Here is a 16,128-nt window from a genome sequence, read left to right as displayed (position 1 = left end):
ACCCTCACCGCATTGACGCGGTTTGAAAGCAGTCCTGCGCGGCTTCACTGCCGGTCGAGCGGCAGCAATACCTGGAAACGCGTTCCCTGCTGGTCCGAGCGGCAGTTGATCAAGCCGTTGAGATCACGCACCAGTTGCCCCACGATGGCCAGCCCAAGTCCTTGATGAGTACCGGGCTTCTGGCTGGTTACCGGCTGATAGAGCTGGCCGAGCACCTCTTTGGGGATGCCGGGGCCGTTGTCTTCGACCCTGATTTCGACATGGGACGCGCCCGCTTCGCCCAGGCCCCAAGCCGCCGTCGAAATGGTTACCTGCCCACCTTGCGGCATGGCTTCGACCGCGTTCTTGATCAAATTCACCAACAACTGCTTGAGCCGGTCACGGTCAGACATGATGTCCGGCAATGCCTCGGCCAGATCGAGGTGGATGTCAACCGATCCGCCAAGCGGAATCGACCCGCGGAATAAGGCGGCCAGATCTTCCACGATGCGGTTGAGCCTGACCGGCCCCTTCGCGGGTGTCGTCTCGGCCTGTTGTTCCCGCGTGGCGCGCAGCATCTGCGCGACCCGGTCGATCTCCTCGCGCACGATGGCGAGCTCAGGTTGCGGTGCCCCCTTGCCGGCGCTGGCTGATTCGAGGATGGAGACATAGTTCCGGATGATCGCCAGCGGGTTGTTGAGCTCGTGCACCAGCCGGTTGAGCCGGCTATCCACGCCGGCCTGTACCTCGGCATGACCGAGCCGGCGCTGCGCGGCGATGCGTTCCGCGCTCATGCGCCCAAAGACAGCGAGGCAGGGCAGTCTGGCGGTCAGGGTGGCGCCCCGCTCCGCGCTATCGACAGCGGCCACCAGCACCCCAAGACGGGCAGACGGCGTACGCAAGGGCAACAGCAGCATGCCCTCTCCGCCAAGACTACGCAGCACTTGGTCGTCGAGCACGGGCAATTGTCCACCGCGCATGACCAGCTGCGGCTCCCCATCCAGTGCGCGCGCCAGTATAGAGGTGCTGCTGCCGCGCACGAATTCCAGTTGCGCCAGCTTGGCAGAATGGCTGACTAGGGGTTTGGCGCGGAACCGCTCGTGCTCCCCGTCGACCGCTTCGAAGCACAGCACCGCGTCCAGATCGAACAGTATCTTGAGCGCCTGCACGGCCGTTTGCATGGCCGAGCCGTTGCCGTCGGCAGCGCCGGGCGACTGGCTCAGGGCCTGATTGACCAACAGCATGTCCTGAAGGCGCGTGGCGAGCTCGACATCGGCCTGCCGGGCCGGTTCGCTCGCCTTGGCATCGGAAAGGCGTATGCCCAGTTGTTCGGCGATGCCCAGCAGGTCACGCTCGACGGCGGCGAGCAGGGTGGCCGGATCGTCGAGCGGCGCGCCGCATAGTGCCATGACTCCGGCATCGCCCTGCGGGTGGTCGGTATCGTGCAAGCCCGCCAGGTATTCCGCCAGCAAGACGATGCGAACCAGCGGTGGGGCCGACACCATGCGCTCGAACGGTTCATGGTGATACAGCACGCTGTCGCCCAGAAACGAATCCAGTTGCCACTTTTCCACCAGCCAGGCGCCCACTTCGACGTGGGTCAGCCCAAAGGCGGAATGCTCGGCGGCACACAATGCTTCGCCATCCCGGCATTCGCGGAAAATGCTTTGGTAAACCTCGGGGACCGTCGCCAGCAAGGCCAGGCGGCCAATGTCATGGACCAAACCAGCCAGGTAGGCTTCGTCCTGATTGGGGTAATGCATCCGGCGGGCCAGTTCGCGGGCGATCAGCGCGGTGCGCAGGGAATGCGCCCAGAACTCGCCCAGATCCACTTCCTGCCAATCCACCAGGCGATTGAACACCTGCATGACCGACCCGTTGATGACGAGCGTCTTGATGGCATTCATGCCCAGCAGGGAAAGGCATTGATCGAGCGTGGCGGGACGGGTACGCCCATGGAATGCCGCCGAGGTGGACAGCGCGAAGACCTGGGCCGCCATGCCGGCATCACGGCTGATCAACGTCGATAGATCGGACAGGTTCAGATCATCGCGCTGGCACAAATCCAATAGCTGAACCAGGATGGGTGACATCGCGGGCAAGCGCGCCAGCATGAGCTTGCCGCGGATGTCACGCCGCACCGGGCCGGCTGCGGCCGGGCCTCCCCCCTTGGCGGCGAGCAGTCTATCCATTGTCGTCACGACCTCCATTGGCCGCAGCCCAACCCGCAGCTGCTCACAGACTCGAACACGCACCAGGCTTCGAATTACATTCGTGTCTTATTTGTCATAATTCGCGACTTCAAGCCCAGTCGCACGAGAACAGCATAGTCGATTGTTATATTTATACACATCGCAAATTGACTTGCATGGGTTTTGATCGAATCCATTCGAATGCTTGAGTTTCACATGGCAGCATTACCAACAAAAACCGAAAGGACGTATTGCGCGATGAGGGCGAAGCCTAAGCGCAAGCCGGCTTCGGGGCGATTGCGGTTCAAGGCGAGCGACCGCGTCGTCAGGAATTTCCTCTCATCCTCCTGACGCTGCCTGCTTCCGCACAGTTTTTCGTCCTTGTAAACTCAAATAGCGTCTTTCGGCTTCTTCGTGCAGCCGCCGAGCGTGTCATCCGGCCGACCTCAAGGATAGCGACGGGAAAGATCATGAGCAGTAGTCCCCCAATGAAGTTCGATACCCTGGTACTAGGTGGCGGCATTGTCGGCGTATCCGTCGCCGTGCACTTGCAGCAACGCGGCCTGTCCGTCGCGCTGGTGGACCGCAAACCACCCGGCAACGAGACCTCGTTCGGCAATGCCGGTCTGATCCAGCGTGAAGGCGTCTACCCGTATGCGTTCCCGCGTGACTTAGGCAAGCTGCTCGATTATGCGCGCAACCGTTCACTCGACGTGCGCTATCACCCCACGGCGATGCCGAGCCTGGCGCCGTTTCTTTACCGCTACTGGTATCATTCGCGTCCGGACCGTCACGCGACGATTGCGCGCTCTTACGCCACCCTGATCGAACATTGCGTGAGCGAGCATCGCGCCCTCGTCGAGGTGGCCGGCGCGGGCGCATTGCTGCGTTCGGGAGGCTGGCTCAAGGTGTTCCGCACCGCCAGGAAGCTGGATGAAGAGACTCGGGCCGCCGAGCGCAGTCATGCAGAGTACGGTGTGACGTTCGAAACGCTCGACGCTGTTCAACTGCGCGCGGCCGAGCCATTCCTGAGCCATGCGCTGCTGGGCGCGCTGCGTTATACGGGGTCCGACTCGGTGAGCGACCCCAATGCGCTCGTGATGGCCTATGCCCGGCTTTTCGAGCGGCTTGGCGGGCACATTCTGATTGGCGACGCCGAGACACTCGAACCGCAGTGGGCCGTCCACGCGCAGAGCGGCCGGGTCGAGGCGCGTTCGGTGGTGGTGGCGATGGGGCCCTGGTCGGACACGATCACGGCCAGGCTTGGCTATCGGCTACCGCTCGCCGTCAAGCGCGGCTACCACATGCATTACGCCGCAGAACCGGGCGCACGGCTGAATCAGCCGGTGCTCGATGTGGAGAGCGGCTTTCTCATCGCGCCGATGGTGCGCGGCATCCGCCTGACCACCGGGGTCGAACTGGGGCTTCGCGACACGGCGGCGACGCCGGTGCAGTTGGAGGCCGTCGAGCCCATCGCGCGCCAACTGTTTCCCCTTGCCTCGCGCCTCGACGCTACGCCATGGCTGGGGCGACGACCCTGTACTCCCGACATGATGCCCATCATCGGGCCGGCTCCGCATCACAAGGACCTCTGGTTCGCTTTCGGGCATGCTCACCACGGGCTGACGCTCGGCCCGATTACGGGGCGGCTCATTGCGGAAATGATCACCGGCGAGCAGACCATCGTCGATCCCTATCCATTTCGGGTTGATAGATTTTGATAAACCGCCGTCATGTTGCAGAAAGGGCCGATGGCGACGAGTGGCGGTAGAGCAATCGTCAGGCAGGCCACTCCCTCCAGCTCGCGCAGCCCGACAATCAATCGAAATCCTGCCCCAGCGTTTTCGCGTAGCGCTCGGTTTCGTCGGCCGGCATGCCGGCCTCCACCAGGTACTCCCGCCACCGGCCCCGCACCAGCGCGCGCATTTCTTCGAACGTGGTTTCCGCCTCGGGCGATTCATAGCCATAGTGCAGCGTCGCGGCCAGAAGCAGGTCTACCCGACTGGAGGCGGTGACGAGCCGGCGCTGCGCAAGCTTTCTGCCCCGCCGGGGTTCTTCGAACAGATAGCCCATGGCATGGCCCGGCACGATGCCGGCGGAGCGCTGCGCCACCATGTCGAAGGCCGGGGACAGGGACCATTGATGCGGCTCCATGCTGCCGCATAGCAGGCCGTGGTTGCGCGGGTGGTCGTCGGTGTTGCGGATCAGGGAGTTGAATACGATCCTCCGCCAAAGTTCGCGAAGGTTGGCGCGGTAGCGCTCGGTGCCGCCACACCAGCGCATCATGTGGTTGGCCAGCGCCACGTAGCTTCGCGCATACATGGTGGGGGTAAAGCCTTGGGTGGCCAATAGGGCCTGGTCTTCCCTCTTCTCCTGATGCTGATCCAGGCGAGCAACCGACCAGGCGCTGACATACCCGGTGCGGGCAAATCCCGCTCCCAGTGCGTGGCGGTCGAAGCGTTTGACCAGCAGCGCATAACGATGCGGCGTCGGCTCGATCACTTCCGCCTTGCAGGCATCGATGCCGCAGTCGCGCGCCATGCGCAGCATGGCCAGTTCCAGTTGGGGCAGGAAGGGATCATCGCCGCGCTCGGGAAACTTGGCGATGTATTGCACGCCGTCCCGCTCCAGGGTCAGTTTCGGTTTGGCGCCGCCCAGACTGGTGCCCTGGAACACGGACTGCATGACGCGCTCCCGATGCCGCTGGCTGGCGGGGTCCTGCGCGTCCGGCAGGTCCGCCAGCACGGCCTCGAACGCTTCGAGCGACATCGTCTCGAAGCGTTCCGGCGTCAGGTGACCGAGCACGATGTTGCCTGCTCCATCGGCCGGCCCCAGGGTCAGGGCGTCGAGGCGCGATACTTCTCTTTCCAGGCGGCGTTCGAGCAGCATGTGCCCCCAATCGTCGGGCCCCGTGTCGAGCATGATCGGAAAAATCGGGTCCTTGCCGGCGATCTTGTGGGAGACCTTGCTGACCGGCATGTCAGGCGCCAGCGAGGGGCAGCCTTGCTCGCGGTAGCCGTCGTCGTAGTGAAACCGAGAGACCTTGGCATCCAGCGTGAACGTTCCTGCCAACGTGGAGGCGGCCTGATCCGGCAACCAGATATGAACCGGCGCGTCGCTCATGACCTCCCCCGCTCCAACGCGAGGACACCGTCTTCCGGCACCGGCAGGAAGGTGCCGGGCACGTCCAACAGCCAGACCGCCCGGGCGTAGTGCCCGATCTGCGCCGAATCGCGGCCGTGCTCGATGGAGACGTAGGTGGTCTTGGAGATGCCGAGCATCTCGGCGACTTCCCGCTGCGAGAGACGGCGTTCCTTTCGGGCACGGGTGATGCGCTCGCCCAGGGCTTCCAGAGCGAACTGGGCCTCTATCGGTAACGGACTCAGCTTGAGCAGGTTACGTTTTGGCATGGAGTTCAACCTATTGGTCCAATTGACCCATTATGGACTAATAGGTTGGTCTTTTCCATGTATGGCGACGATACGGCACCACATCCGGCCATTGATTGGAAGAGCCTTACCCGGAAAACACGTGGATCAATCTATTGTCCCAGATTGCCGCGGTTGGGCCAATAGTTTGTTCCTCAGGCCATCAACAGGCGTAAAAAACGCCCCACGAAGGGGCGTTCTGTCGCATCGGATGATGTGGACTCAGACCCAACCGCCCAGCAGGGCCACACCGGTGGCCGAGATCGCTACGCCGGCACCGCGCACCAAGAGGCGGCTGGCACGTACGCGGGCTTGGCCCGCACCCAGCAGCAGACCGGCAGCGTGCAGCAGGCCGGAGGCCAGCACGAAGCCGGCGGCGTAAGTCAGACCCGAGGCATTGCCCGGCATTTCCAGGCCGTGCGCCATGCCGTGCAGCACGGCGAAGGCGCCGATCACGGCGAGCGCGGCGAGGCGGCCGGGCTGCATGGCGAAGGCGATCAGCATGCCGGTGGCCACCACCGAGGCGGCGATGCCGGTTTCCAGACCCGGCACGGCAAAGCCGGCCCAGCTCAGCGCACCGCCCACGGCCAGCATCAGCATGAAGGTCAGCGGGCCTTGCCAGCGTGCGGAGCCGCCCATCTGCCACGACCAGAGACCGACGGCCAGCATCGTCAGCAGGTGGTCCAGGCCCGAGAACGGGTGGACGAGGCCGCTTTCCAGGCCGCTGACGCCGTGACCGGGGTGAGCCTGGGCGGCGGCGCTCAGGGCCAGCAGCAGCGCTGCCGGGATCAGGGTGTGTTTACGCATGGGTGATTCCTTCCTTGTTAAGTGTCAACATGCCTTTGTCTTCGATGAAGCGGATGATGTCCTGCAGTCCCTGCCCGCTCTTGAGATTGGAAAACACGAACGGCCGCTCGCCGCGCATCTTCTTGGCGTCCCGGTCCATCACGTCGAGCGAGGCGCCGACCAGCGGCGCCAGGTCGATCTTGTTGATCACCAAGAGATCTGACTTGCAGATGCCCGGCCCGCCCTTGCGCGGAATCTTGTCGCCGGCCGAGACGTCGATGACGTAGATCGTCAGGTCGGACAGTTCCGGGCTGAAGGTGGCGGCCAGGTTGTCGCCGCCGCTTTCGATGAAGATCACGTCTAGGCCGGGGTGGCGGGCATTGAGCCGCGCCACGGCTTCGAGGTTGATCGAGGCGTCTTCGCGGATCGCAGTGTGCGGGCAGCCGCCGGTTTCCACGCCGATGATGCGGTCGGGTGACAGCGCTTCATTCTTGACCAGGAATTGCGCGTCTTCCTGGGTGTAGATGTCATTGGTGACGGCGGCGACATTATAGATATCGCGTAGCGCCTTGCACAGCGCCCAGGTGAGATGGGTCTTGCCGGAACCGACCGGTCCGCCGATCCCGACGCGCAGCGGGGCTTTTTGCATGATGCTCTCCTCAGGGTTTATCCAACTGTTCAGCGATGGGTTTCGCTGCGCTTCACCCATCCTACGTTCATGACTAGGCAGGTTCTCAAGACCGGAACAGCCGGCTGTATTGCGTTTCGTGTTTCATCGCCACCCAGGCCAAGCCCGGGGCGAAGTTGCTCAGTTCGTCTTCGGGCAAGCCACGCGCGGTGTCGACAGCGATGGCGAGTTCGGGCAACAGGGCCGATAGCAGCTGCTGGCCAGCGGTCTGTCCCATCGGCATCGCCTTGAGCAGCACCATGACCTGGTTTTCCAGCCAGCCCCACAGGTAACCGCTCACAGCCGCCTCTTCGGTGAGATCCAGCGCGCGTGCCGCCACCGCCCAGGCCACCGGCACCGCCACGGGGGCGTTGCCCAGGCTGGCAGGCCACGGATGGCGGCGGCTTTCCGGCAACGCGGCGAGCAGCTGGCGCAGCGAGTAGCCCATCTGCTCGGCTTCCTGCCGTAGTTCGCGGCTGTCGCGGCTCGCCAACAGACGCTGGTTGATGGCGACAAGCCGTGCCTCGTCGCCGGCAGCCAGCGCACGGCAGGCTTGCGCCAACAGTGCTGCCTCGAAGCGGCTGAGCGGCCCGTGCAGCACGTCGTGGAGCCACTGGCGGGCGCTAGTGGCATCCGTCACGAGCCCGAGGTCAAGCGCGCTTTCCAGGCCCTGTGAGTAGCTGTAGGCACCGATCGGCAGCCCGGGGCTCGCCAGGCGCAGGAGCTGCAGCTGTGCCATGCCGCCGTTCATGCGCCGGACCCGTACTGGTGCAGCTTGGGGGCGTACTGGAAGGCGGCCTCCTTGCCGTGCGAGTGGTGATGGCCGCCACCGTAGGCACCGTGCTCGGGGTTGAACGGCGCCGAGAGGCGTTCGACCTGAGCGCCCAGTTGCAGCAGCATTTGCGCCAGCACCTCGTCGTCCAGCAGGCGCAGCCAGCCCTCGCCCACTTCGAGGTGGACGTGGCGGTTGCCGAGATGATAAGCGGCGCGGCACAGTTCTCGCGGGTTGGCGCAGCTGACGTGCAGCAATGCTTCTGGGGCGGCGGCGACGCGCACGCGGCGGCCGTCTTCGGCCTGCAGCACTTCGCCGTGGCGCAGCGGCTGGCCGGCTTCCAGGAACAGGCCGACGTCCTCGCCGCTGCTCGCGGTGGTGCGCAGCCGGCTCTTGCTGCGCAGTTCGAAGGTCATGACGAGCTCGGCATCCCAGTGGCTGGGGTCGTCGGCTCGTCGGGTAATCACCAGCATGATCAGTCTCTCTTCTATCAGAACAGGAAGTAGCGCTGCGCCATCGGCAGCACGTCGGCCGGCTCGCACCACAGCAACTGGCCGTCGGCCTTGACTTGGTAGTTCTGCGGGTCGACCTCGATCTTGGGCAGGTAGTTGTTGTGGATCAGGTCGGTCTTCTTGACGTTGCGACAGCCCTTGACCGCCACCAGCCGCTTCTGGAGCCCCAGTTCCTCGCCCACGCCGGCCTCCAGTGCCGCCTGAGAAACGAAGGTGACGCTGCCTGCGGCAATGGCTCCGCCGTAGCTGCCGAACATCGGCCGGGAGTGCACCGGCTGCGGCGTCGGGATGCTGGCGTTGGCGTCACCCATCGCGGCGGCGGCGATGATGCCGCCCTTGAGGATCAGGCTCGGTTTCACACCGAAGAACATCGGCTTCCACAGCACCAGATCGGCCAGTTTGCCGACTTCGATGCTGCCGACTTCGTGGGCGATGCCGTGGGTGATGGCCGGGTTGATGGTGTACTTGGCGAGGTAGCGCTTGATGCGGGCGTTGTCGTTACCCGAAGCATCGCCGTCCAGCGGGCCGCGCTGGCGCTTCATCTTGTCGGCGGTCTGCCAGCAGCGCAGGATGGTTTCGCCGACGCGGCCCATGGCCTGAGAATCCGACGACATCATGGCGAAGGCGCCCAGGTCGTGCAGGATGTCTTCGGCGGCGATGGTCTCGCGGCGGATGCGGCTCTCGGCGAAGGCCACGTCCTCGGCGATGGCGGGGTCAAGGTGATGGCACACCATCAGCATGTCGAGGTGCTCGTCGATGGTGTTGACGGTGTACGGCCGCGTCGGGTTGGTCGAACTCGGCAGTACGTTGAGTTCGCCGCAGGCCTTGATGATGTCCGGCGCGTGACCGCCGCCGGCGCCCTCGGTGTGATAGGTGTGGATGGTACGGCCCTTGAATGCCGCCAGCGTGGCTTCGACGAAGCCGGATTCGTTGAGCGTGTCGGTGTGGATCGCCACCTGCACGTCCATTTCGTCAGCGACACTCAGGCAGTTGTCGATCGCCGCCGGGGTGGTGCCCCAGTCTTCGTGCAGCTTGAGGCCGATGGCGCCGGCACGCACCTGTTCGCGCAGCGGTTCCGGCAGGCTGGCGTTGCCCTTGCCGGTGAAGCCCAGGTTCATCGGGAAGGCCTCGGCGGCCTTGAGCATCTGCGCCATGTGCCACGGCCCCGGCGTGCAGGTGGTAGCGTTGGTGCCGGTGGCCGGGCCGGTGCCGCCGCCGATCATGGTGGTGACGCCGGACATCAGCGCTTCTTCGATCTGCTGGGGGCAGATGAAGTGGATGTGGGTGTCGATGCCGCCGGCGGTGACGATCATGCCTTCACCGGCGATGATCTCGGTAGCGGCACCGATGACGATGTCGACGCCGGGCTGGATATCCGGGTTGCCGGCCTTGCCGATGGCGGCAATGCGGCCGTTCTTCAGCGCGAGGTCGGCCTTGACGATACCCCAGTGGTCGAGGATCAGGGCGTTGGTGATGACGGTGTCGGCCACCTCGGCGGCGAGCTTCTGGCCCTGCCCCATGCCGTCGCGGATCACCTTGCCGCCACCGAACTTCACTTCTTCGCCGTAGACGGTGTAGTCGCGTTCGACTTCGACGAACAGCTCGGTGTCGGCCAGGCGCACCTTGTCGCCGACGGTGGGGCCGAACATTTCGGCGTAGGCTTGTCGTGTAATTTTCATAGTCTCCCCATCACCTTGCCCTGGAAGCCGTACACCTCGCGCTCGCCGGCCAGCCCCACCAGCTCGACGGTGCGCGTCTGGCCCGGCTCGAAGCGCACCGCGGTGCCGGCCGGGATGTTGAGGCGAAAGCCGCGTGCAGCTTCTCGGTCGAAGGCGAGCGCGTCGTTGGTTTCGGCGAAGTGGTAGTGCGAGCCGACCTGGATCGGGCGGTCGCCGGTGTTGGCCACGGTCAGCGTGAGCGTGCGGCGGCCGACGTTGAGCTCGATCTCGCCGGGGGCGGCGAGGAGTTGTCCGGGAATCATGCGGCTCCCCTGTTGAATAAAGTCTTGTAGTAGATCGCGTTGGGGCGGTAGTGGCCGGCGGGCCCACAGGCGTAATCGGGCAAGCCGCCGGCGTAGTGATAGCCCAGTGCGCGGTAGAAATCCTCGGCCGGCGAACCCGCCTCGGTGTCGAGGTACAACAGCCCCCGTTCCAGTTCCCGCGCCCGTGTCTCCAGCGTGCTCATCAGCTGGCGGGCGATGCCGCCGCGCCGGGCATCGTTCAGCACCAGCAGTTTTTGCACTTCGGCCCGATTGCGGCCGTTTTCCCGCAGGCACAGTTCGAGCTGGACGGAGCCGACCAGGTGCCCGTCCCGCAGGGCCACCCAGAGGAGTCGCGCGCCCTCGTCGATCGATGCTCGCAAGCCATCGACATAAGCTCCGGCCGTCGCTTCGTCCAGAGGCCAGAGAAAGCCGACTGAAGCGCCGTGCTGCACGGCATCGCCCAGTAGCGTCACCAGCCCGTCCCGGTGCTTGTCGAAGCCGGCGGAGTCGAGTAGCAAGATGTCCATGGCGACCTCACACGATGGGTTGATGGACGGTAACGAGCTTGGTGCCGTCGGGAAAGGTCGCCTCGACCTGGATTTCGCCGATCATCTCCGGCACGCCTTCCATCACCTCGTCGCGGCGGAGCAAGGTGGTACCGTAGTGCATCAGCTCGGCCACGGTCTTGCCGTCGCGCGCGCCTTCCATGATGGCGGCGCTGATGAAGGCCACCGCCTCCGGGTAGTTGAGCTTGAGGCCGCGCGCGCGGCGCCGCTCGGCCAGCAGGCCGGCGGTGAAGATCAGCAGCTTGTCCTTCTCGCGGGGGGTCAGTTCCATGTTGTTTTCCGTTTCGGTTCAGGTCGCCCAGATGCGCGGGGATTGCGCCTGGCGGCCGTGGGTGAAGGGGTGGAGCAAGGCGCGCAGCTGGCGTAGCCAGTGGTGGGCCGCCTCGGCCGAGTCGCCGATGAAGCGTGCCAGCCAGACTTCGGGCAGTTGTGTGGCGGCGGCGCGGCCCGTGGTGGCGACCTCCAGCGCGGCTTGGTGCAGTTCGTCGGGCAAGGCCGGGCCGGCCCAGACCAGGGTGGCGACCACGCTGTGACCGGCGAGCCCCACCGGCGAGGCGAGCAAGGGGCTGGCGCCGGGCAGCACGGCGTGCTCGCACCAGATCAGCCGGCCATCGCGCTCGATCTCGGCGAGCTGACGCCATTGACCGCGGTCGAAGCGCTCGCCGCAGGCAGGGCGGCCGAGGCAGACCACGTCGCCGTACAGCAGGCAGGCATCGCCCGCGAGCCGGATGCGGCTTTCCAGCCGCACGTCCGCACCGGCGTAGAGGATGGTTTCCAGTGGCAGCCATTCCAGCCGGGCACCGTTGGCCAAGGTGAGCGTGACCGACTGGTTGGCGGGTCGACCGAAGCCGTCGTACCACTTGGCCGCGCCGGGGCTGGTGATCAGCACGTCGGCCCCCTCTTCCAGCGTGACGTCGATGTGCAGCTTATCGCCGCCGGCGATGCCGCCGGGCGGATGCACGATGATGTGCTGGCAAACGCCTGAGGCATCGATGAAGTGCTTTTGCACTCTTAACGGGCCGACATGACGGCGATGCACCGGAATCGTGCAGCCGTGATCCACGGCATAACCCAATTCCAGTGCCGCATGCCAGCCGGCCGACAGGCTGGCGGGCAATAGCGATGACAAGGCAGCAGGGGCTCGTTCCATATTCATTTCAATCAAGCAGCGTTCAAACTGGTAAGACCAGTAAGACCACAGACGCAATTTTCATGCCGATGCACTGAAAAATTTCTTGGTCTGGTTACACGAACTAGCCGTGCAGCGTGCGCCGCCTGCGGCGGCGGCTCGGGACATGTCTGCACTGCCAGATGACATAGTGCTCTATACCGCCAAGCACGAGGGCCGCAACCGGGTGTGCCTGCTTGAACCGCTGACCGAGTCCATCAGCTAGCAGTCGTACTATTAACCCGGCCCTTAAATTGGCTGTCATGGTATCATGTTTGCATGGACAAGATCGATGCACGCAAGCTGGGTTCCGAGGGACGCGAAACGTTGCGCAAGATGGTGCTGCGTTTGCGCACGCAATCGGGTATGAACGGTGTTGAACTGGCGAAGATCGCCGGGGTGCATGTACGTACCGTACAGAAATGGTTGAGAGTGGCGCGTGCAGAAGGGGCCGGGGCGCTGGTCGAGAAACCGCGTGGGCGCCCCCATGGCGCCTGCCGCAAATTGACGATGGCACAGGAGGTCTGGGTGCGCCAGCGCATCGTCGGCGCCGTTCCCGAGCAACTGAGCCTGCCCTTTGCACTGTGGACCCGGCGTGCGATCCAGGCTTTGGTGGAAATTCAGTTCGGCCTGCAATTATCCGATCGCCTCGTCGGCAAATATCTGCAGCGCTGGGGCTATACCGCACAGAGGCCAGTAAAGAAAGCGATTGAACAACGAAGCGAGTTGGTCCAGGCTTGGCTGCGCGAGCAGTATCCCGCCATCGCTGCGCGCGCCAAGGTGGAAGGGGCGCTGATCTACTGGGCCGATGAGACGGCGGTCAAGGAAGACACGAACTGGGTGCGCGGCTTTGCCCCAGCCGGACGCACGCCGGTGTTGGAGGCGTCGGCGCGCTGGCCCAAGCTGTCGATGATCTCGGCCATCACCAACCGGGGTGAGATTGCGTTCCAGATCGTCGAAGGTACGATCAATGCGGAACGCTTTATCGAGTTTCTCGCGCGACTGATCGACGGCGCCCCCGGCAAGGTGTTCCTGATTGTCGATAACTTGCGGGTCCATCACGCCAAGCTTGTCCGTGCTTGGGTCGAACCGAGGAAGGACAAGATCGAGCTGTTCTACCTGCCGCCTTATGCACCGGAGTCCAATCCGGACGAATACCTGAATCATGACTTCAAGACATCGCTGCGCCTGGAACCAGCCAGTCGTAACGACTTGGATCTCATGGAAAAGGCGATGCGGATCATGAATCGCATCGCCCAATTGCCGGAACGCATCCGGTCATACTTTCGGCACCCACATGCAACTTACGCGGCAATATAAGTGTATTTAAGGGCCGGGTTAATAGATCGCCAGCAGTTCGCGCACACCGTCGGCCGGCATATCCGCACCGCGTCCCGCCTTGACTACCTCACCCCGCGCCATCACGACGTAACGGTCCGCCAGGGCCTCGGCGAAGTCGTAGTACTGCTCCACCAGCAGGATCGCCATGTCGCCCCGTGCTGCCAGCCTTTTGATGACTTCTCCAATCTGTTTGATGATAGACGGCTGGATGCCCTCGGTCGGTTCGTCGAGGATCAACAGCGAGGGCTGACTGACCAGAGCGCGGCCGATGGCCAGTTGCTGTTGCTGACCGCCAGACAGGTCGCCGCCACGGCGATGCCTCATCTCGCGCAGCACCGGGAACATTTCGTACACGCTGTCCGGTATCTCGCGCCCGGCGCGGCCGGCGAAGCGCGCCAGCCCCATCTTCAGGTTTTCTTCCACGGTCAGACGGGCGAAGATTTCGCGTCCCTGCGGCACGTAGGCGATGCCACGCTGCACGCGCTGGTGCGGCGCCCGCCGCGTGATATCTTCGCCCTGCCAGCTGATCTGCCCGCTCTTGGCCGGAATCTGGCCCATCAGGCATTTGAGCAGGGTCGATTTGCCGACGCCGTTGCGGCCCAGCACGCAGGTGACTTCGCCAATGGGGGCATCAAAGCTGACTTCGCGCAGGATGTGGCTGCCGCCGTAGAACTGGTTGAGTTTGTCGACTTTCAGCATGGTTCAGCGCCCCAGATAGACTTCGATTACCCGCTCGTCGGCCTGGACTTCGGCGAGCGAGCCTTCCGCCAGCACGCTGCCTTCGGCCAGCACCGTCACGTGTTCGGCGATGCTGCCGACGAAGGCCATGTCGTGCTCCACCACCATCAGCGAGTGCTTGCCCTTCAGGGTCAGCAGCAGTTCGGCAGTCTTCTCGGTTTCGGCATCGGTCATACCGGCCACCGGTTCGTCGAGCAGCAACAGCCGGGGATCCTGCGCCAGCAGCATGCCGATCTCCAGCCACTGTTTCTGGCCGTGCGACAACAGTCCGGCCGGACGCTGGCGTTCGTTGCCGAGGCGGATCAGCGCCAGGAGTTCGTCGATACGATCGCGCTGCGCCCCGGTGAGGCGAGCCTTCAGACTGGCCCAGACCGATTTGTCGCCAGAGAGCGCGAGCTCGAGGTTCTCGGCCACGCTCATCGCTTCGAACACGGTCGGCTTCTGGAACTTGCGGCCGATGCCGAGCTGGGCGATTTCCGGCTCGCTGTGGCGGGTCAGGTCGATGGTCTGGCCGAAGAACGCCGTGCCGGAGTCGGGCCGGGTTTTGCCGGTGATGACGTCCATCATGGTGGTCTTGCCGGCACCGTTGGGACCGATGATGCAGCGCAGTTCGCCCACGCCGATCGACAGCGTCAGCTTGTTGAGCGCCCGAAAACCGTCGAAGCTCACGGTGATGTCGTCGAGATACAGGATCTGGCCGTGCGTGGTATCGACTCCTGCGCCCACCGGGCGCGCCAGGCCGCTGGCTTCGCCCGCCCAGTTGGGGCGCGCCGGCGATGCGTCGGTTGCTGTCGGAACAGGTGTGGCCATCAGCGGCTCTCCTTATTGCGTTGCATGAGCCCCATCACCCCACGCGGCAGGAACAGCGTTACGGCGATGAACAGGAAGCCCAGGAAAAACAGCCAGTATTCGGGAAAGGCCACGGTGAACCAGCTCTTGGCGCCGTTGATCAGCGCCGCGCCCAGCACCGGCCCGATCAGCGTGCCGCGCCCTCCCACCGCCACCCAGATGGCGATTTCGATGGAGTTGGCCGGCGACATCTCGCCTGGGTTGATGATGCCGACCTGCGGCACGTAGAGCGCCCCGGCCAGTCCGCACAGCACGGCCGAGATCACCCAGATGGCGAGCTTGTAGTAGAGCGGGTTGTAGCCGCAGAACATCAGGCGCGATTCGGCGTCGCGAATCGCCGTGAGCAGCCGTCCGAAGCGGCTTTTCACCAGCCAGAAGCTGCCCGCCAGCGCACCGGTGAGCAGCAGCACCGTCAGCGTGAACAGCACGGCGCGTGTTCCCGGCTCGGCGATGCCGTAGCCCAGGATGCGCTTGAAGTCGGTGAAGCCGTTGTTGCCGCCGAAGCCGGTTTCGTTGCGGAAGAACAGCAGCATGGCGGCGAAGGTCAGCGCCTGGGTCATGATCGAGAAGTACACGCCCTTGATGCGCGAGCGGAAGGCGAGCCAGCCGAACGCCAGCGCCAAGAGGCCCGGCACGGCCACCACCAGCAGCAGAGCCCACAGGAAGTGCTCGCTGCCCTGCCAGAACCACGGCAGCGCCTTCCAGTCGAGAAACACCATGAAGTCCGGCAGGTCGCTCTGGTAGTTGCCGTCGCGGCCGATGGCGCGCATCAAATACATGCCCATGCCGTAGCCGCCCAGGGCGAAGAACAGTCCGTGCCCCAGGCTCAGCAGGCCGGTGTAGCCCCAGACCAGGTCGAGTGCCAACGCGACGATGGCGTAGCAGAGGATCTTGCCGACGAGGGTCAACGTGTAGGCCGAGACGTGCAGCGCGCTGCCTTCCGCCGCCCACAGGTGCAGTGCCGGCAGGGCCAGCAAGACTACCAGCAGCGCGCCGCCGACCAGCTTGCCTAGCGACGGCCCGAGTGCGGCGCCCAGTCGTAATGAAATCGGTTGATGCATGTCGTGCTTCCTTATCAAGAGCCGCTCACACATCCTTGCCTGCTAGGCGCGCTGCCGCAGACAGTACAAACAGTACGGCAAGGCAGAG

17 protein-coding genes are annotated in these 16,128 nt (G+C 64.5%); 2 read left to right on the top strand and 15 right to left on the bottom strand.

The features are described 5' to 3' along the window. Positions 1-44: 44 nt before the first annotated feature. On the bottom strand, positions 45-2,189 hold the full coding sequence (locus PSEMAI1_RS0109315; protein ID WP_232219878.1) for an HDOD domain-containing protein: 2,145 nt from the start codon (positions 2,187-2,189) through the stop codon (positions 45-47). Between the two features lie 470 nt (positions 2,190-2,659). On the opposite strand from PSEMAI1_RS0109315, the gene PSEMAI1_RS0109310 reads away from it, so the two are divergent. After that, positions 2,660-3,892 carry an FAD-binding oxidoreductase gene (locus PSEMAI1_RS0109310; RefSeq protein WP_024302611.1) on the top strand — a complete coding sequence of 411 codons (1,233 nt, stop codon included), beginning with the start codon at positions 2,660-2,662 and terminating at the stop codon, positions 3,890-3,892. A 97-nt stretch (positions 3,893-3,989) separates the two neighbouring features. On the opposite strand, the gene PSEMAI1_RS0109305 is transcribed toward PSEMAI1_RS0109310, so the two are convergent. The 11 genes from PSEMAI1_RS0109305 to PSEMAI1_RS0109255 form a co-directional block, all read right to left on the bottom strand. Beyond that, the gene (locus PSEMAI1_RS0109305) at positions 3,990-5,294 is read right to left on the bottom strand and encodes a type II toxin-antitoxin system HipA family toxin (protein WP_024302610.1); all 1,305 of its coding nucleotides are present in this window, start codon (positions 5,292-5,294) and stop codon (positions 3,990-3,992) included. Further along, entirely contained in the window at positions 5,291-5,581 is a 291-nt protein-coding gene (locus PSEMAI1_RS0109300; protein WP_024302609.1) for a helix-turn-helix domain-containing protein, read from the bottom strand. The genes PSEMAI1_RS0109305 and PSEMAI1_RS0109300 overlap by 4 nt, the downstream gene beginning before the upstream one ends. 240 nt (positions 5,582-5,821) lie before the next feature. Further along, entirely contained in the window at positions 5,822-6,406 is a 585-nt protein-coding gene (locus PSEMAI1_RS0109295; protein WP_024302608.1) for a HupE/UreJ family protein, read from the bottom strand. After that, positions 6,399-7,034 (bottom strand): urease accessory protein UreG, encoded by a 636-nt coding sequence (gene ureG / locus PSEMAI1_RS0109290; RefSeq protein WP_024302607.1) that lies wholly within the window; start codon positions 7,032-7,034, stop codon positions 6,399-6,401. The genes PSEMAI1_RS0109295 and ureG overlap by 8 nt, the downstream gene beginning before the upstream one ends. 85 nt (positions 7,035-7,119) lie before the next feature. Beyond that, positions 7,120-7,791: an urease accessory protein UreF gene (locus PSEMAI1_RS0109285; protein ID WP_232219877.1), complete on the bottom strand. Its 672-nt coding sequence runs from the start codon at positions 7,789-7,791 to the stop codon at positions 7,120-7,122. Between the two features lie 8 nt (positions 7,792-7,799). Continuing rightward, positions 7,800-8,297 (bottom strand): urease accessory protein UreE, encoded by a 498-nt coding sequence (gene ureE, locus PSEMAI1_RS0109280; protein ID WP_024302605.1) that lies wholly within the window; start codon positions 8,295-8,297, stop codon positions 7,800-7,802. A gap of 17 nt (positions 8,298-8,314) precedes the next feature. Next, positions 8,315-10,015 carry an urease subunit alpha gene (gene ureC, locus PSEMAI1_RS0109275; protein WP_024302604.1) on the bottom strand — a complete coding sequence of 567 codons (1,701 nt, stop codon included), beginning with the start codon at positions 10,013-10,015 and terminating at the stop codon, positions 8,315-8,317. Continuing rightward, positions 10,012-10,317, bottom strand: a complete 306-nt coding sequence (locus PSEMAI1_RS0109270) for an urease subunit beta (RefSeq protein WP_024302603.1) — start codon at positions 10,315-10,317, stop codon at positions 10,012-10,014. The genes ureC and PSEMAI1_RS0109270 overlap by 4 nt, the downstream gene beginning before the upstream one ends. Next, positions 10,314-10,844, bottom strand: coding sequence for a GNAT family N-acetyltransferase (locus PSEMAI1_RS0109265; protein ID WP_024302602.1), 531 nt, complete (start codon positions 10,842-10,844; stop codon positions 10,314-10,316). The genes PSEMAI1_RS0109270 and PSEMAI1_RS0109265 overlap by 4 nt, the downstream gene beginning before the upstream one ends. A gap of 7 nt (positions 10,845-10,851) precedes the next feature. Next, positions 10,852-11,154 (bottom strand): urease subunit gamma, encoded by a 303-nt coding sequence (gene ureA, locus PSEMAI1_RS0109260; RefSeq protein WP_024302601.1) that lies wholly within the window; start codon positions 11,152-11,154, stop codon positions 10,852-10,854. Between the two features lie 18 nt (positions 11,155-11,172). Beyond that, positions 11,173-12,033: an urease accessory protein UreD gene (locus PSEMAI1_RS0109255; protein ID WP_051460206.1), complete on the bottom strand. Its 861-nt coding sequence runs from the start codon at positions 12,031-12,033 to the stop codon at positions 11,173-11,175. A gap of 297 nt (positions 12,034-12,330) precedes the next feature. Here PSEMAI1_RS0109255 and PSEMAI1_RS0109245 point away from each other — a divergent pair, with 297 nt between their 5' ends. Further along, positions 12,331-13,371, top strand: coding sequence for an IS630 family transposase (locus PSEMAI1_RS0109245; RefSeq protein ID WP_024301107.1), 1,041 nt, complete (start codon positions 12,331-12,333; stop codon positions 13,369-13,371). Positions 13,372-13,389: 18 nt separating this feature from the next. Here PSEMAI1_RS0109245 and urtE read toward each other — a convergent pair whose 3' ends face one another. The 3 genes from urtE to urtC are packed head-to-tail and all read right to left on the bottom strand — an operon-like array spanning position 13,390 to position 16,040. After that, positions 13,390-14,091 carry an urea ABC transporter ATP-binding subunit UrtE gene (urtE, locus tag PSEMAI1_RS0109240; RefSeq protein WP_024302599.1) on the bottom strand — a complete coding sequence of 234 codons (702 nt, stop codon included), beginning with the start codon at positions 14,089-14,091 and terminating at the stop codon, positions 13,390-13,392. A gap of 3 nt (positions 14,092-14,094) precedes the next feature. Continuing rightward, positions 14,095-14,940, bottom strand: coding sequence for an urea ABC transporter ATP-binding protein UrtD (gene urtD, locus PSEMAI1_RS0109235; protein ID WP_051460205.1), 846 nt, complete (start codon positions 14,938-14,940; stop codon positions 14,095-14,097). Continuing rightward, complete coding sequence (gene urtC, locus PSEMAI1_RS0109230) at positions 14,940-16,040, bottom strand: urea ABC transporter permease subunit UrtC (RefSeq protein WP_024302597.1); 1,101 nt, start codon at positions 16,038-16,040, stop codon at positions 14,940-14,942. The genes urtD and urtC overlap by 1 nt, the downstream gene beginning before the upstream one ends. Between the last annotated feature and the right edge of the window lie 88 nt (positions 16,041-16,128).

The sequence above is a fragment of the Pseudogulbenkiania sp. MAI-1 genome (genome assembly GCF_000527175.1).
Taxonomy (GTDB): Bacteria; Pseudomonadota; Gammaproteobacteria; order Burkholderiales; family Chromobacteriaceae; genus Pseudogulbenkiania.
Note: the sequence above shows the minus strand (reverse complement) of the source record. Positions and strands in the feature narration are given on the sequence as shown.